The sequence below is a fragment of the Mucilaginibacter sp. P4_A11 genome (assembly GCF_056402535.1).
The window spans coordinates 120,585-138,815 of record NZ_JBFUHE010000003.1 but is presented as its reverse complement, the minus strand read 5'-3'; the positions used below and the strand labels follow the sequence as shown (position 1 = coordinate 138,815).

The following is an 18,231-nucleotide window of genomic DNA, read 5'->3' as shown; positions in this document are numbered from 1 at the left end:
TAAATTTAAAAAGATATAGCGATGAAAACTAAAAAAATATTCTTGTGGTCGGCCCTTACAACTATCATAGTAGCGGCGACGGTGAATTCCTGCAAGAAAGGATCTCTTAACACCAGCGACCCCAATAACGTAACAACTAACCAATACTATAAGACCGTCGATCAGCTAACCAAGGGCGTAAATTCCATTTATGTTTCTATCCATTCACTGGGATTAGTATCAAGAGAATGGTTTTTTATTCACGACCTCAGGAGTGATGAGGTTGCCAGCGGCGGCGGACAGCTTGAAGCCCCAAGGGGACAAATGCTTAATGGGAATGCTGATCCTACCAACTCGGTGCTGAACTCTGTTTGGAACACCTGGTATACAACAATTTTCAGAGCGAATGTAGCTATCGAAAATGGACCAAACGTAACTGATAACACATCACTTCGTGATCGCCTTGTTGGTGAGGCTAAATTTCTGCGTGCCTGGGCTTACTTCGACCTTGTTTCGCAATGGGGCGGAGTGCCGCTTTATACTGCGGCTGTTAAGACTGCCACCGATTTTCAACCACGCGCATCCGAAACCGAGGTTTATGCATTAATTATTAAAGATCTTCAGGATGCAGCAGCTGTTCTTCCTGAAAAGTCCGGTACTGATAAGGGCCGGGCAACCGCCTCGGCAGCAAACGCCATGCTGGGCCGTGTGTTGATGCAAACGGGCGATTACGCAGGTGCAAAAGCGGCCCTTTTAAAAATTCCTACAACCGGAGCAAACGGCTATACCCTTACTGCCAGGTACCTTGATAATTTTGAGGAGGAGACCGAATTCAACAGCGAATCCATTTTTGAGATCGTATTTGTTGATAAAAACGATGGCGGCTTTAATTGGGGTGGTGATAGCCCTACCGAAGCGCAATCTACCGTGCGTAACCAGGAGTATAACCCCATTGCATGGAGAAACCTTATTCCGTCAAATAAATTGATTAACGAATTTGAGAACACTGCTACCGGCGCAACAAAATCTGATCCACGCTTCCACTACACCTGTTATCAAACGGGTGACGTCTATAACAAAGGTGCGTCGGTGCTTTTAGACGGCGATCAGAACGGTAACTCGTCGGTAATGAACGGCGTTACTAAAAAGATCAGTTTCCGCAAGTTTATGATCATTTACAAGGAAGGTTTGCCTGCAGCAAGTTTCCACCCGGGCGGCAATAACCAACGTATTATTCGATATGCCGAGGTTATATTGATGCTTGCCGAATGCGAAAATGAGCTTGGTAATACCGCTGCCGCTGTTAATTATCTTAATATGTTACGCGCACGGGCAGATGTTGCCATGCCTTCTTATCCAACAGCCCAATTTCCGGTTGCTTCAAAAACTGATGTTATAAAAGCAATCATGCACGAAAAAATGGTGGAGATGGGTTGTGAGGAAATTAGGAATATCGATATCCTTCGCTGGAGGAAAAAACAATATTTCACCACCGATCCATTCTCCTATTTCAAGAAAGGCCGGGATGAACTATTACCAATTCCTCAGGCCGAGCTGGATAACAACCCTAAAGTAAACGGACATCAAAATCCTGGCTATTAATAATTAACTTGCTTATACAATAGCAGTTAAAAATGTAAATTTCCGGACTTGTTAAAGAGATAGGCTGTGCATAACAGCCTATCTTTTCCATATAAACCAATTTATAAATGAAGAAATTTTACCCGGCTTTATTATTCGTTGCGGTTGTTTTTTTTTCGTGCGCAAAAAAGAAGGCAACACTGTTTGAATTGATACCATCATCACACTCGGGTGTCACCTTTAATAATTTGATTACCGAAAACGATTCCATCAATCCAATTGATAATGCCAATGTTTATAACGGTGGCGGAGTTGGTATTGGCGATTTTAACAACGATGGCTTGCCTGATATCTATTTCTCGGGCAACATGGTATCAAACAAGCTGTACCTGAATCGCGGCGACTTTAAATTTGAAGACATTACCGATAAGGCCGGTGTAAATGGCCTGGGAAAATGGGGCAGGGGAGTTGCTGTTATAGATATCAATAATGACGGTTTGCAGGATATCTATGTATGCAATTCATTGTTACAGGATAGTGTTAAACGGCAAAATTTGCTTTACGTTAACCAGGGTCTTGATAAAGAGGGGATACCGCACTTTAAGGAAGAAGGCAGAGAATATGGGCTCGATATCCAGGCCTACTCTACTATGGCGGTGTTTTTTGATTATAATAACGATGGTAAGCTGGATATGTACCTCACCGTTAACAGGCCAGGGGATGGCTACTATGCAAACCAGTTCCGCCCGATAATAGCGGATGGAAGTGGTAAAAGCACAGGGAGGCTATATGAAGGTAAATGGGATGATAAACTCAAGCATCCGGTATTTATTGATGTATCAAAAAAAGCCGGCATATCCATAGAAGGCTATGGACATGCAGCAACTATTGTTGATATAAATAAAGACGGATGGAAGGATATTTACGTTACCAATGATTTTATATCGCCCAATATCCTCTATATTAATAATGGTGATGGCACTTTCACCAATAAATCTAAAGAGTACTTTAAGCACACATCGATGAACTCGATGGGGCAGGATTTTGAAGATCTCAACAACGACGGATTAGCCGATGTGTTTGAACTGGATATGTCGCCGCCGGATAATTACCGGAAAAAAATGATGTCGATGCCAGAAAGTTACCAGTCTTACGAGTTGTTTAATCATTATGCCTATCAGTATCAATATGCCCGTAATACTTTGCAGATAAACCAGGGGCCGGGATTGGGACAGAATGACTCTATCAGAAGCCCGATATTTAGTGAAACCGGATTTCAGAGTGGGATAACCGAGACCGATTGGAGCTGGACGCCATTGATAACGGATTTTAATAATGATGGTTACCGTGACATTGTTGTAACTAATGGTTTCCCGAAGGATGTTACCGATCACGATTTTATAGTTTTCAGAAACAATCCTTATGCTACAGCCTCAAAAAAAACTATTATAGATCAGATACCAACAGTTAAGATTCATAATTATGCGTTTCAAAATAATGGTGACCTCAACTTTGGCGACGTTTCAAGCCAATGGGGGCTGGATCTGCCTACATTTTCAAACGGCGCTGCTTACGCAGACCTGAATAATGATGGGGCGATGGATATGGTGATCAACAATATCAATGACGAAGCGCTTATTTATAAAAATAATAGCCGGACATTCACTCCCAAACCATCAAATTACCTGCAAATCAAATTCAGCGGTGACCGTTTTAACAGGGATGGCATAGGTGCATGGGCGGATATTTATTACGCCGGTGGCAAACATCAGGTATATGAAAATAATCCTTATCGCGGATACTTGTCGTCTGTTCAGAGTGTCGCGCACTTTGGCCTTGGAAAGTATGACGTTTTAGATTCCGTTGTGGTTAGATGGCCAAACAATTACAAGCAGGTTTTGAAAAATGTAAGTGCTAACCAAACGCTAAAGGTTAGTATCAGTAATGCACATCAGCCTTATAACTGGATTATACCGCAAAAAAACAAGGGCGCCTTATTCACAGAAATTACGGGCTCCGCCGGCATTCATTACCAGCACAAAGAAGATGACTTCCCCGATTTTACTATCCAAAAGCTATTGCCTCATAAATTATCCGCGTATGCTCCGGCACTTGCAGCCGGGGATATTGATGGCAACGGCCTCGATGATATAGCTATTGGTGGTAACAAGAAATTTCCTGCCCAGGTTTTTCTGCAACAGGCTAATGGGAAGTTTAATCAGCGGATTTTAATAGACGCCAAGCCGGATAGCACGAATTATAAAGATGAAAGTTTATTACTGTTTGACGCTGATGGTGATGGAAAGCCGGATTTGTATGTTGCCAGCGGTGGCTATCAAAGCGCGTCCGGTTCGAAAAATTATGCAGACCGGATCTATATTAATGACGGTCACGGTCATTTCGCCGAACAAAAGGATGCATTGCCCGGCAATTTGACAAGCAAGTTATGCGTAAGAGCATTTGATTATAATAAGGATGGTAAATTGGATCTGCTGATAACCGGCCGCGTCGATCCCTGGCATTATCCCAACCCTGTATCATGTTTTATTTTACGTAACGATAGCAGGCCCGGCAAGCTGCAGTTTACCGATGTTACTTCGTCTGTTGCCCCGTGTTTGAAAAACCTGGGATTGACCTGCGACGCCCTGGTTACAGATTACGATAATGATGGTTGGCCGGATCTTGTTATCGCAGGTGAATGGATGCCTATTACATTTATCAAAAACGTTCAGGGCAAATTCGTTAACTCCACAGCGGGCTCGGGTATCGCTGATAAAATTGGCTGGTGGAATTCCATCGCCGCCGGCGACTTCAGGCATTGCGGTAAGATCGACTATATTGTTGGCAATTTGGGAAAGAATAGCTTTTTTAAAGCCAGCGACAAAGAGCCAGTATATATTACAGCGGGCGACTTTGATAAGCGGAAAACCACCGATGCCTTCCCATCCCTCTTTCTTCCCGATACTGATGGTGTGAAGCGCGAATTTCCATCCTTTGTCCGTGACGATGCCGTTAAGCAAATGATCAGCCTCCGGAAAAAATTTGTGAACTACCGGTCATTTGGGCATGCGACAATGCAGGATCTGCTGTCGCCGGAACAATGGAAAAGTGCCCTGCGGTTAAAAGCCAATACGCTGACTTCCTGTTACCTTGAAAATCTTGGTAATGGTAAGTTCAGGATGCACCCGCTGCCCGACTATGCCCAGATTTCTGCCATTAACGGAATGGTGGTTGATGATTTTGATGGCGATGGCAATTTAGACGTCGCTATTAACGGAAATGATTATGGTACAAATGTTTCGGTAGGCCGATACGATGCCTTAAACGGCTTGCTTTTAAAGGGAGATGGTAAAGGGGGGTTCAAACCTTTGTCGATTTTGCAAAGCGGAATCTATTTTCCCGGCGATGGGAAAGCCCTGGTAAAACTTACAGGTAAAGATAACAGGTACTATCTGTCTGCCAGTCAGCATAGCGGGAATTTGCAGTTATTAAAGCTTAATACACCGGCAAAAACAATAAAGATCGGGCCACAGGATATATATGCCGAAGTATCCGCAAAGGATGGTTCAGTTACCAGGCAGGAGTTTTATTATGGCTCATCTTTCTTATCACAATCGGCAAGATTTCTGAAAGTTAGCCCCGATATGCAAAAGGTGAAGATTATCTCCAATAACGGCAAGGTTAGAGAGATCAGGTTTTGATAATATCCGCTTGTGGCATTGAGTGGGTAACACCCTATGTATTGGCGGAGTTTTTCAAGAAGGAGTAAGGTTCAATTAATAATTACTGAACAGATGTTAAAAAATGCAGTTGTCCGTTTTTTCCTGAGTTTAGCAAACAGAAGAACAAGGATAAATATTTATTCAAAATTTTTGCCATTGATGGTGCTTGTCTCGCTGGCTTCATCATGCCGGGAATCATCGGAGCGAAAGATGATCCAGATCATATCAGACCTGAACCAAAAGGATTACGATATCCGGAACCCTTTTTCCCCCGAAGCGAAAGTGGTGCAATGCGATAGTTTACTGAAGCTGCCGGGCCGGGGAAATGACTTTTATATTCTATATACCAAAGCTAAGCTATTGTTGGAAACGGGCGACGAAAAACAGGCAGTTGCCATCTACGAAAAAATGGCGGGCGGTGCTGACAGTTCAAAAGGCGATTTGTTTGAACCTGATATGGGCCTGGCCTACATGCGTTTAGGCGAACGAACTAATTGTATGCTGAATCACAACCGAATGTCCTGTACTTACCCTATAAGGGATAATGCAATTCATGTAAATCAAACCGGGTCGCGAAAAGCTATTACCGTTTATGAACGTATCTTGAAAAAGCATCCAGCCGACCTCGAATCCCGGTGGATGCTCAATATCGCTTACATGACGCTGGGCCACTATCCGGATAGTGTACCCAAATCGTTTTTAATTCCCGACCTCGGCAAAACATCCGCGGCAAAAATAAAGCCGTTTACCGATATGGCTGCCGATGTTGGTATTAAACTGAACAGCAGGGCAGGGGGCGCTATTGCAGATGATTTTAATAACGACGGTTATCTGGACATCGTAACATCTGGAACAGAACTTGATGATCACATGCATTATTTTCAAAACAACCAGGACGGAACATTTATCGACAAATCCGAATCCAGCGGATTATTGAAGTTTACCGGGGGATTGAACATTCAGCAAACCGATTACAACAACGATGGCAAGATGGACATTTTTGTGTTGCGGGGCGCCTGGAAAAAAAATGGTTTTGGTGACCAGCCACCCTCCCTGCTACGGAACAATGGCGATGGGACGTTTACCGATGTGACGATACCCGCCGGGTTGCTTTTTTATCACCCTACCCAGGCAGCCGTTTGGGCAGATTTTAATAACGACGGGTGGCTCGATGTATTTGTTGGAGCAGAGGGTTTTAATAATGGCGACAGCGTTAACATACATAGGAGTATGCTTTATGTGAACAATCACAACGGCACGTTTACCGAGGTTGGTCATAAATCTCATTGCGATATCATGTCATACGTAAAAGGTGTTACATCGGCAGACTTTAACAACGATGGATGGCCGGACGTATTTGTTTCGACAATGGATGGGCGTAAGTATCTTTTAAAAAACAAAGGTATAAAGGGAAATATTCCCGACTTTGAAGATGTTACAAAACAATCGGGAATATTGGCAAACACCAACAGCACTTTTACCACCTGGTTTTTTGATTATAATAATGATGGGTGGCCTGATATCCTGGCTGCAGATTACAAATTCGACGCCCCGCTGGGTTACTATTCCGCTGCCGAAGCGCTTGGCAAGCCTATATCGAATGGAGGAAATATCTATCTGTATAAAAACAACCACAATGGCACATTCACTGAAGTTTCTAAACAGACGGGGCTTGATAAAGTAGTATTCAGCATGGGCGCAAACTTCGGAGATATTGATAACGATGGCTTTCCCGACCTTTATTTTGGTACGGGAAACCCGGATTTTGGCTCTCTTATACCGAATAAGATGTTCAGGAACGTGGAAGGAAAGCAATTTGAAGACATAACGAGCATTTCCAGGACAGGAAATCTGCAAAAAGGCCACGGAGTAGCGTTCGCCGATTTTAGAAACCGTGGTTTGCAGGATATTTTCATTGAAATGGGAGGAGCTTACGCCGGCGATGCCTACACCAGCGCCTTGTATGTAAACCCTGGCCAGAACGATAACAACTGGATAAGTATAAAAGCAGAAGGCATAAAAAGCAATAAAGCCGCTATCGGCAGTCATTTAAAAATAACCTTTATTGATAAGCGTGTTAAAAGAAGTGTTTACCGGGACATAAATTCTGGCGGCAGTTTTGGGTCATCGCCGATACAAACAGAAATAGGTGTAGGGCGTGCCGCCATTATCGAAGAACTTGAAATTACGTGGGCCGGCAGCCATACCGTTCAACGTTTTCAAAATTTAAGGGTAAATCAATTTTACCACATTACAGAAGGAAACGGAAAGCCCGTTTTTGTTCAATTAAAAAAGCTTAATTTCAATAGTATGGCGGGGATGTCGATGGCGATGAAGATGTAAAATGTTGGTTCTGAATAGGTTTTAATTAATAATGTCCCTGAACTGTTACGATCATAAAAAGCGGGGTTGTATCCCACCGGGATACAACCCCGCTTTTTGTTACCATTCTTCTATGTAAGCGGCAAACCCACCTTGTGGCAGCCATTTTATCTGTAAGTTATCCGTTGACGATACAGTAAGATATTGTTCTCGAAATGCCATATTATGATCGCCATCCGCCATTAATGTTAGCCGGTAACGCCTGTCTTTAGGTAAAAAACTGAAATCGATAGTTGTTTGCCCCGGGCGGTTCTCGCCGTTAATTCCACCGATAAACCAGTTGTTACCTTTTCTGCGCGCGATAACAGCAGATTTTCCCGGGTACCCGGATAACAACCGGGTATCATCCCAGGCGGCGGGTACGCGGGTTAAAAATAAATGCTCTGCAAACGGCAGATTGTCGAAGCCCTCCGGCCGGTCGGCTAAATGCTGTATCCCTGATTCAAATACTACAGACAAGGCCAGTTCATGCGCAAATGATGTAACGTGCGGATGCTGAGAATTTGTGAAGGTCACCGGCGTATAATCCATTGGGCCGATAACATTACGGGTAAAGGGCAATGTGGCATTATGCCGGGCCGCTTCCTGGGTAAAAAAGAGGCCGTTATTATATTGTTCGGCGCCGGCAACGGCTTCCATTGTCATCAGGTTGGGATAAGTCCGGCTCCATCCCCTTGGCACTGTTGAGCCATGAAAATAAATCATCAATTTGTATCGCGCCGCATCTTCCATAAGGTCGATGTAATAGTTCATGATATTTTGCTTGTCGCTTTCAAAAAAATCGACTTTAATACCATAAATGCCTGTTTTTTTCAGCCAGGTAAATTCCTTGTCCCTGTTTTCCCGGCTTATCAGGCGGTCGCGTGGCTCGGCAGGAACAGTATTATGTTTGCCGCCTGAATTATACCAGATCAACGGCTTAACACCTTTGGCCAGGGCATATTGTACAGCCTTTTCCAAATCGCCGCCATTGCCCATCTCATTCCACTCCCAGTCAAACAGAGTGTATTGCCAGCCCATGCGTGCGGCAAGATCTGCATATTGACAAAGTCGCTGATAATCTTTAGTACCGTGATTGTAAGCCCAGTACACCCAGGAGGCAACGCCGGGTTTAACCCAGGCATAATCATTTTTGGCCGCAGGTTTGCTAACATCGTCAACAAGGGTTGAAGCTACTACATCTGATAAACTACCTATAATTACTACCCGCCATGGCGATTGCCATGGGAGGGAAAAAGACGGGTTAACGTCGCCGATGTGATTGCCGTCGGCTTCTGAAGGGAAAGTCAATTTATATTCGGATGGAGTGCTGTTGTTGCTGAGCTTTGTGGCGCAATAATTTCGGTCTATATCCGCCTCAGTGATCAGCATCCAGTTAGCTGAATTGCTATTGGTTTGAAACAATGCAGGATACCCCCATTCTCCCGTTTTAAAGTTATTATTCTGCTCCGGATAAAATCCCTCGTAGCTTCTCACAAATTTTTGCAGCCAACGTTTATCATCATCCGGTATCTGGTAGGCAGTATGTTCATTTGTCATGCTGAATTGGCCCGAAGTGTGCTCCGGGAAACGGTAACGAAATGCTATGCCATCATTATACGTTCTCACAATCAGGTCCATCTCCTGTTTAGATGTATTGAGGAACCGAAATGTTTTTTCATTGGCGTTATTAATTACCTGTGATTTTTTGCCATGCAAGGTGGCGTATTCATCGTGAATAGGCAGTTGTTTGCCTGCGGACTTTAAGCGAAGGTGATGTGAAAAGTCAGCGTCGTTACGCATCAGTCCAAGTTTAATTTTGGAAATGATTGTATTGTCATGATAGGATACCGTAAGCACCCAGTTTCCGGCGGTATCCTGGGTGATATTCGTAGCGATCAATTCATTAGGTGACGTTAATTTGTTGGATTGCGCAAACAGATTACCTGAACAGAAGATACTTATATTGATGAACAGAAGTAAACAATGTTTAAGTGATTTCGACATTTATGATAGGTTTTATTAATAATGCATAGATCATTGATCAGAAAATTGTGGCTTAAATGATACGGTAGGTTTTGCCCGCTTGTGTCTGAAAGTCATAAAGCCAGCTTTCAAGCAATTTTACCGACAGATCTTTTTCGTTTTGATGAATAACAGGTTTTTGTATTTCAATTATTCTGTAGAGGGAATTGCTGTTTTGGCCCGAAGCCTTTTTCAGAATGCCGTTTGTCAGCTGCTGGTTCGCCCTGATACGACAATTGCCGCCGATTCGGGAGTGAATTACAAGTTTAGTAATACGATGACCGGCCCATTCCATATCTACAGTAAAGCCGCCCCTGGCTGCAAGGCCGGATACATTTCCTTTCTTCCATGCGTCAGGTATGGCGGGCAAAAGTTGAATTGAACCATCATAGCTTTGCAGCAGCATCTCGGCAATGCCGGAGGTACAGCCGAAGTTTCCGTCGATTTGAAATGGCGGATGGGCGTCAAAAAAGTTGGGATATGTGCCGCCCGATCTACCGGTTACCGGTTTTATCTGATCTTTTATCAATTTGTAAGCGTGATTGCCGTCGAGCAAATGCGCCCACAAGTTAATTTTCCAGGCCATTGACCAGCCGGTAGAAACATCGCCACGGTACAGCAGCGAATTCTTGACAGCGCTAAAAAGTTCCGGGTCCCTGAAGGGAGAAATCTGGTTACCCGGAAATAAGCCGTAAAGATGCGATACATGCCGGTGATCATCGTCGGTGCGGTCAAGGTCTTCAAGCCACTCCTGAAGCTGGCCATATTTGCCAACCTGCATAGGCGGTAACTTGGCCCTAAGAGTCGCGATACTGTCGGCAAAGCCTTTATCGATCTTTAAATCCCCGGCGGCATGCATTATTTCTGTAAAAAGACCGTAAACAAGCTGGTTGTCCATCGTTGCGCCTGCAGTAACAGATACCCCATCCTTACCAGGAATGTATTCATGCTCGGGTGATACCGATGGAGATACGACAAGCCATCCGTGGTCAGGTTCTTTTTGAAGTACATCGATAAAATACTGAGCTGCACCCTTCATAACCGGGTAATATTTTGCAAGAAATACCTTATCTCCCGTAAAAAGATAATGGTCCCAGATATGCTGGCATAGCCAGGCATTAGCCGTAGGCCACAAACCCCAAAACGCGCCGTCAACAACGCCGGTTATTCGCCATATATCGGTATTGTGATGAAGCATCCACCCCCTGGCACCATACATGATTTTTGCCTGGGCCTTTCCCGTAACGGCAACATCGCTGATTAAATTAAACAAGGGGGCATTTAATTCCGGCAGCTGAGTGGTTTCGCTCGGCCAGTAATTCATTTCCGTGTTGATGTTTATTGTGTATTTGCTATCCCATGGGCCTTTTAGTTCACCATTCCAAATCCCCTGAAGGTTGGCGGCCTGCGACCCAGGTTGCGAAGAACATATCAACAAGTACCTGCCAAATTGAAAATACAGTTCTGCAAGCTGCGCGTCATCATTACCCGCAAAATTCTGGATCCGCAGGTCGGTTGGCTGGGCAGCCGCATCAGTAGAACCCAGGTTGAGTTTGACACGATTAAAGTACGATTGAAAAATCCGGACATGGCTGCTATGCAACTCATCAAAACTACGTGGATAAGCCTTATCAATGATGTTCATCGCCCTGCTAAGTGAATTGGCAGAAATATCATGATAGTTAACAAAATTTGTAGCTATCGATAAATAAATAACGGCACTATTGGCATTTGATATAACGATGCCCGCGGTATCAACCTTAACTGTACCGCTGTTAGATTTTGCCCTGGCCAACACATCAAACTTAATTTGTCCTTTTTGATTTTCATGGTCACTGCCTTTGCCGCTTAAAATCACTGTGCCCTGGCCGCTGGTTGTTTGTACCGCCAGCGGACTTTGAAGTTTCGCCACGCAGTTGATCATGCCGGGTTTATCGGCGGATAGACGAACCATCAGCACATTGCCGGAAAATGACGTGAAAAATTCGCGTTTATAATGAACCCCTTTGCTGGTGTAACTTACAGTGGCGGTGGCATTAGAAATATCGAGGTCTCTGCGGTAGTCTGTTACATTGTCATGGCCCGGAAAATTAATATAAAGATTTCCCGCCAATTGATATGGCATGCCACTGTTGCCTTTTGGCCCAAGGTATTTATTAGCGGCCGTTTGCGCTTCGGCATATTTTTTTTGTGCAAGCAGCGCCCTTACCTCGTCAACATGCGGCCTTGCCGCTGAGTCAATTGTATTATTTGGCCCTCCGCCCCAAATAGTGGCTTCGTTGAGTTGCACGCGTTCCATGGCCGGGGTACCAAAAATCATTCCGCCAATCCGGCCGTTGCCAATGGGCAGCGCTTGATTCCAGTTGGCTGCAGGCTGGGTGTACCACAGTATGTTCCGGTTATTTACGGTTTGCCCTTGTGCCAGGGACGAAAAAGCAACGGCTATGCTTAATAGCAGTATTTGTCGTATAGGAAATTTAATCATGAATTAAGTGTAAGATGGTTTCATAAGTTTGCAGCCTTGCAGGTGTGGCGTAGGTAATCACGACGCGACACTAAAATAGCGTAGGTGATGTGCACGGGATGCAAATAATCGACATAGTTATAACAATTTTGTTCTGTTAGATGCACTGTGATTTTTTTATAATTACCGTGGGACAATGTGCAATGATAAAGCCTTATTGTTTCGGGTTTTTCTCAGCATAAAATTTAATTCAAAATATTGATATAATCCACAGCTACCTTCATTTTAATCATAAAGTTTAATCTCTTCCAGCAGAAGTGATGTTATCCCATTACTGGATGCTAAGCCTCATATGCCGATGGAAACATTATTAATGATAATGTACGGAAAATGAAGGAGTCGACTTTAATTTAATACTGACGGTACACCTGTTCATTCGGATAGGTTTACCTGGTCAGGCTCCTTTAAATACAGCACTAAAGAGAAACTTGTAAAGGCTTAAGCTCGATAACCAGTGTGTTTTAATATAAAACCGTAGCAAAATAGGATGCGGGCATGTGTACCCAGCCATAACTTATAATTAAACCAGGCAATGCGCTCGGATCATATTTGGAAGCCTGGAAGCATTACCTAAAAGCCTTGAAAGCACATCTTTTGCGGAGGCTGCCACTTGATCACTTATAATGCTCTTTTCAAAACGGCAGTTATCAGGCGGGTAGTAGTGTAGTTAAGCGTCACATAGTCAACGTTAAGGAGCGAGAAAGTCTGTTTTAATTTTCCTTGAATTATTTGAATTTGCAATATGCAAATTGCTCTGATATACCAGTGTGTATATGAATGCTTTAAATATAACAAAGTCGGTTTTTTACAAAAAAAAGTCCATTTCAATCAAATTTTCAGATAGTGGTTTGCTGTAGGTTTGAATCAACCAATATAAAGAAGGAATACCTCAAAACTTTGCATTAATCTGGGCATTAATGGGCTTTACCGATGTTGAAAATTATCGGCGGCATATGTGATATGCTTAAAGTCTTCAGAGATGTTAGCAGATAGCCCGCATTAACCTTGCCGGTTTGCAAAATAATCGTAGGCCTTTATAAACAGGGGCACAATCACCCAATAACCAGTAATTAAACAATAAGTTAAACCTTTAAACCCCATTATTATGAAGAAAAAGATATAGCTCCTGTTAAAAAAGTCAGGCGTGCTGTGAACACGCCTAACCAATTAAGGAATAGCTGCCAGGCCAATTCCTATCATTAAACCATTTTATAAAAAATCAAATTTATGAATAAAATTATACAGAACTACAATGTGCTTTACAAGCTGATGAAGTTCACATTCGGGTTGCTGTTTGCAATATTGAGCCTTTCAGGTTCGCTATACGCAAAAGGCAATGCAAGCTACAATACAGCGGGCAGAATTTTAAAAGATGACAACCTCCCTGTTACAATAACGGGCAAAGTAACTGACGAGAATGGTCAACCTTTAGTTGGTGTGAGCATCCTGATCAAAGGAACCAATAATGGAGCTGTAACTGACATAGATGGAAAATTCAAGCTTAGCGTTCCTAATGAAAAGGCCGTTATTTTATTCAGATATATAGGCTATATAAACAAGGAAGTAGTTGTCGGAAACGCAAGTATGTTGAACGTCACGTTAACAGCCGAACCAAAAAGCATCAACGAAATTGTTGTTGTTGGTTATAGTACGCAAAGCAAACACAAGCTAACCAGTGCTGTGGTCACGGTTTCTGGCGATGAACTGAACAAACGGGTGGCCACTTCTCCTGCAACGTTATTACAGGGTAAGCTTCCCGGTTTACAGGTTGTTCAGGGCTCGGGCGAGCCAGGGGCTGAAAACGTACAGCTTACTATCAGGGGGACCGGCACTTTCAGTGGCGCGGGTTCAAATCCTTTGGTTATTGTTGATGGGCTTCCGGGGAGTCTTGACGCACTTAACGCGAATGATATAGAATCGATCTCGGTATTGAAAGATGCATCTTCTGCTGCTATCTACGGGTCACGCGGCGCAAACGGTGTAATTGTAGTAAAAACCAAAAGGGGCAAAGCCGGAAGCCTTTCGGTTCAATATGCTTACAATTTCGGCATTTCTAATGCTACAAAACTGCCGGATGTGGTAACCAACTCGGCAACTTATATGCAGTTATCCAACGAAGCGCGTACCAACTCTTCATTGGCCCCGCTGTATACGCAGGCCCAGATCGATTTATATCAAAATGCAACAGACAGGGTGAAATATCCTAACCATAACTGGTTGAATGATATCTTCCGCACTGCCTATACGCAAAATCACTATTTGAACATGAGCGGGGGGAAAGATAGTACAACCTATAGCATTGGTATTGGTATTACCAACCAGCCTGGTGTAATGAGAGGGTTCGACTATAAAAAATATACACTTTCCCTGGGTCTAACCTCAAAGCTTAACAAGAGGATAACCTTTGGAAGTGATATCCAAATGCGCTATGGCAAAAAGCTCACACCTGAAAATGGAGCGGGCGACCAATTTCTTTCTGCCCTGGCCCAATCTCCTTTGTACCCGGCACAGGTTGATGGAAAATGGATAAAGAAAGCCTATTCAAATGAGCTGGGCAATAAAAACCCGGTGGCAATTGTGGATGAAGATGTCCGCATCCGGGGAGATGATAAATATTTACAGGGTAACCTGTCGCTGGATATTGATCTTTTTAAGGGATTGAGATGGGAAAACAAAGGAGGTTTTAACTACGGAACGTATAAATTTAATGATTTCAGGCCTGTTATCCCTATGTATTATTATAGTGATATGAGCCCGGCGGGGAGCCTCGATGTCGGAGCGCCCGGCCTTAACGTAGGCAATTCGGATAATTTATACACCGTTTACTACAGCCAGCTCACGTATAAAAAGAGTTTCGGTGCCCATAACTTCTCTGCATTTGCAGGTTATCAACAAGAAAAAAATACGGCCAGTAACCTCAACGCATCAAGAACGCAGTATGTAACCAACTTTTTAAGGGAACTTGATGCAGGGCCGACTGACGGACAAACCAACGGAGGCACATCTTCGGCATGGGCAATCAGTTCCTTATATGGTAGTGCCAATTACGACTACCAGGACAAATATTTGCTTGGCGCAAGCATCCGTTATGACGGTACGTCAAGGTTACCATCCAGTACTCGTTACGGAACTTTTTACTCCTTTTCGGGCGGGTGGCGTGTATCAAAAGAAAATTTTCTTAAAGATGTTTTCTGGTTAAATGACCTTAAGATCCGCGGTTCATGGGGCCAGTTGGGTAATCAGAATATCGGAACCTACCCTTATCAATCTACATTATCTGGTGCAAATTATGCTTTTGGCGGCACAGCTACCTCGGGCTTCGTTTCCAATACCCTGGTTGACCCTAACCTTACCTGGGAAACTACACGGGTAGTTGATGCCGGTATTGACATGACCGTATTTAACGACAAGTTGGTTTTCTCGGCAGATTATTTTAATAAATATACGTTCGATATTTTAAGGGGCTCACAGGTGCCATTCTATGTTGGTCTTAATGCTCCAACCATAAATGATGGTGCCCTGAGGAATAAAGGTTTCGAGTTTGCAGTTCAGTATAATGATAAGATTGGTAGAGATTTTACCTATAGTATTGGCCTAAACCTTCAAACCTATAAAAACAAGCTTGAGAAGTACGGATCAAAAGATATCAGCGATCATACCATCAGGGAAGAGGGGCATGAGCTCGATGCTTATTATATGTATGTTTGGGATGGTATATTTCAGTCTCAGGCCGAGATCGACAATTCTCCAAAACAACCGGTTACACCTACTCCGGGTGATTTGAAAATAAAGGATGTAAATGGCGATGGAAAAATTGACGCCAACGACAGGACTTATGTAGGCGGCAAATTTCCATCATATCAATACTCGGCTAATTTGGGTGCAGGTTATAAAGGATTCGATTTTAGTGCACAGATTTATGGTTCGCAAGGGCAGAAGGCATATGTTAACGGCTGGGGGATTGAGCCTTTCAGACAGGGCTCTATTCCAACAACAGATTGGCTGAACCGCTGGACACCGACCAATCATACCAACACGATGCCTAAAATATATGTGGCAGATGGCTATGCTCCTGTGCAAAATTATCCTTCAACTTATTTCCTGAAGGATGCTTCTTTTGTTCGGTTAAAGAGTGTTCAGCTTGGGTATACTTTCCCAACAGCTTTACTAAACAAAATCTCAATTAAGAGCCTCCGCGTTTTTGTGGCTGCTGACAACGTATTCACCATCAGTAAATATCCGGGATTGGACCCTGAACGGGTAGGAGACGGTACTTACGTAACCTATCCGCAGAACAGGACAATAACCTTTGGTGCATCTGTTAAACTTTAACCTAATTAAAGAATACAATTATGAATCTTTACAATAAGTATATACTCATGCTGATCATGTTATCAGTCATGCTGGCATCCTGCAAAAAAAGTTCATTGAACCTTAATCCGCCTGATAAATTATCTACTCAGAATTTCTGGAAATCGGAAAGCGACGCGGACCTTGCTTTAACGGGATGTTACAACTTTTTATATGCCCAGGGAGGAAGCTATTCTACTTCGCAGTACCAGGTTGTGGCCTGGGATAATTTCAGTGATAACTCTTATGGGCAATATAATTACGGCGGTGGATCAAGCGCGCTCTCTTCAGGGTTGTCGGCCGGTGTTTTTGATACCTATAACCTTTACCAATCATCATACTACGTTAATAATTACAGGGCAATAGCCTCTATTAATTATTTCCTGGCTAATGTAGATAAGGTTCTTACCGGTGATAAGCTAAAACAGTATAAAGCCGAAGGGTATTTTCTTCGGGCCTTTAATTATTATTGGCTTGCTATATTATATGGCAATGTTATCATCACCACAGCAGATCCATATACCCTTGATTATACCAAACATATGGCTAAGTCAACCAGGGCTGATGTTTTAAAGTTGGTTGAAGCCGACCTGGACCTGGCAATAGCCGGTTTGCCGGATGTTGCATATGGCAGCGGCCATGCGGTAAAAGGCACCGCTCAAGGCTATAAAGTGAGGGCTTTGTTATTCGAGAAGAAGTACGCGGAAGCTGCTACCCTCGCCAACCAAATTATAACCGGTGCAAAGTTTTCTTTGAATACTTCTTACCCGGGCAATTTTTATAAACCAGCTCAAAACAACAGCCCGGAAATCATGTTTTCGGTGAAATACCAGCTGCCGAACCTGTCTCATCAGGATAATGGCATTAGTGTTTCCTTATTGCGCTGGAAAGGTGAACTGGGTACGCAGGATCTGGTTAATGAATATGAAGCTGCGGATGGTAAAGACACTACCAGCTCTGCCGTTTATGTAAAGGGGAAGCCCTATGATAACAGAGACCCGCGGATGCGTATGACCCTGTTTTTTCCTGGCGATACAAAAGTCCAGGGCTGGCCATTTACAGGATCTTATGCGGTGGGTACTCCTGGGAAGGATTCATGGATTGTGGGCTATTACCCCGTTAAAAAATGGCTCGACCCTACATTGGTTGATCCCGACTACGGAACAAAAGGTGATAATGATTTTGTTTTGCTGCGTTATGCTGATGTTTTGCTGATGTATGCGGAAGCTCAAAACGAAGCCGCGGGGCCCGACGCAAGTGTTTACAACGCAGTGAACCTTGTAAGGGCGCGGGCTAATATGCCGGCATTACCTGCTGGTTTGTCGCAGGCGCAATTGCGGGAAAAAATCCGCCATGAGCGGCGTGTTGAGTTTGCTATGGAGGGAATCCGCTACTTTGACTTGAGAAGATGGGGCATAGCAACACAGAAACTCAATGGATTTGTTCAAAATCCTTTATTCCCGTCGGTAAAAACAAAATATGCTGATAATTATGATTTCTGGCCTATTCCTCAACCGGAGATTGACAGAAATGCGCCGGAGCTTGTTCAAAATCCCGGATATTAATATGTAAATTAGTATTGAATCAAAAGGGCTGCTTTAAATTGAGGCAGTCCTTTTGATGTTATTATTTTTTCCTATGATTTATCATATATATAGAGGGGGATTTATACACTCAAAATTCGATATT

Annotated in this window: 7 protein-coding genes; 5 read left to right on the top strand and 2 right to left on the bottom strand. The window is 43.5% G+C overall.

Annotation, left to right across the window (positions count from 1 at the left end):
- Nucleotides 1-21: 21 nt before the first annotated feature.
- The 3 genes from AC1DUD_RS07695 (at nucleotide 22) to AC1DUD_RS07685 (ending at nucleotide 7,625) form a co-directional block, all read left to right on the top strand.
- Nucleotides 22-1,581 (top strand): RagB/SusD family nutrient uptake outer membrane protein, encoded by a 1,560-nt coding sequence (locus AC1DUD_RS07695; RefSeq protein ID WP_477373246.1) that lies wholly within the window; start codon nucleotides 22-24, stop codon nucleotides 1,579-1,581.
- 107 nt (nucleotides 1,582-1,688) lie between these two features.
- On the top strand, nucleotides 1,689-5,261 hold the full coding sequence (locus tag AC1DUD_RS07690) for a VCBS repeat-containing protein (RefSeq protein WP_477373244.1): 3,573 nt from the start codon (nucleotides 1,689-1,691) through the stop codon (nucleotides 5,259-5,261).
- 93 nt (nucleotides 5,262-5,354) lie between these two features.
- Nucleotides 5,355-7,625: an FG-GAP-like repeat-containing protein gene (locus AC1DUD_RS07685; protein ID WP_477373242.1), complete on the top strand. Its 2,271-nt coding sequence runs from the start codon at nucleotides 5,355-5,357 to the stop codon at nucleotides 7,623-7,625.
- Between the two features lie 99 nt (nucleotides 7,626-7,724).
- Here the strand turns inward: AC1DUD_RS07685 and AC1DUD_RS07680 are convergent, their stop codons facing one another.
- A complete protein-coding gene (locus AC1DUD_RS07680) occupies nucleotides 7,725-9,650 on the bottom strand; it encodes a glycoside hydrolase family 97 protein (RefSeq protein ID WP_477373240.1) in 1,926 nt (641 codons plus the stop codon).
- 52 nt (nucleotides 9,651-9,702) lie between these two features.
- On the bottom strand, nucleotides 9,703-12,153 hold the full coding sequence (locus AC1DUD_RS07675; protein WP_477373238.1) for a glycoside hydrolase family 95 protein: 2,451 nt from the start codon (nucleotides 12,151-12,153) through the stop codon (nucleotides 9,703-9,705).
- Between the two features lie 1,266 nt (nucleotides 12,154-13,419).
- Between AC1DUD_RS07675 and AC1DUD_RS07670 the strand changes: the two genes are divergently transcribed.
- Entirely contained in the window at nucleotides 13,420-16,524 is a 3,105-nt protein-coding gene (locus AC1DUD_RS07670) for a SusC/RagA family TonB-linked outer membrane protein (RefSeq protein WP_477373236.1), read from the top strand.
- Between the two features lie 20 nt (nucleotides 16,525-16,544).
- Nucleotides 16,545-18,107, top strand: a complete 1,563-nt coding sequence (locus AC1DUD_RS07665) for a RagB/SusD family nutrient uptake outer membrane protein (protein WP_477373233.1) — start codon at nucleotides 16,545-16,547, stop codon at nucleotides 18,105-18,107.
- Nucleotides 18,108-18,231: the final 124 nt, after the last annotated feature.

Coding starts and splice junctions, on each gene's coding strand:
- AC1DUD_RS07680 (WP_477373240.1), bottom strand. CDS start 9,650: ATGTCGAAATCACTTAAACATTGTTTACTTCTGTTCATCAATATAAGT.
- AC1DUD_RS07675 (WP_477373238.1), bottom strand. CDS start 12,153: ATGATTAAATTTCCTATACGACAAATACTGCTATTAAGCATAGCCGTT.
- AC1DUD_RS07665 (WP_477373233.1), top strand. CDS start 16,545: ATGAATCTTTACAATAAGTATATACTCATGCTGATCATGTTATCAGTC.
- AC1DUD_RS07685 (WP_477373242.1), top strand. CDS start 5,355: ATGTTAAAAAATGCAGTTGTCCGTTTTTTCCTGAGTTTAGCAAACAGA.
- AC1DUD_RS07670 (WP_477373236.1), top strand. CDS start 13,420: ATGAATAAAATTATACAGAACTACAATGTGCTTTACAAGCTGATGAAG.
- AC1DUD_RS07695 (WP_477373246.1), top strand. CDS start 22: ATGAAAACTAAAAAAATATTCTTGTGGTCGGCCCTTACAACTATCATA.
- AC1DUD_RS07690 (WP_477373244.1), top strand. CDS start 1,689: ATGAAGAAATTTTACCCGGCTTTATTATTCGTTGCGGTTGTTTTTTTT.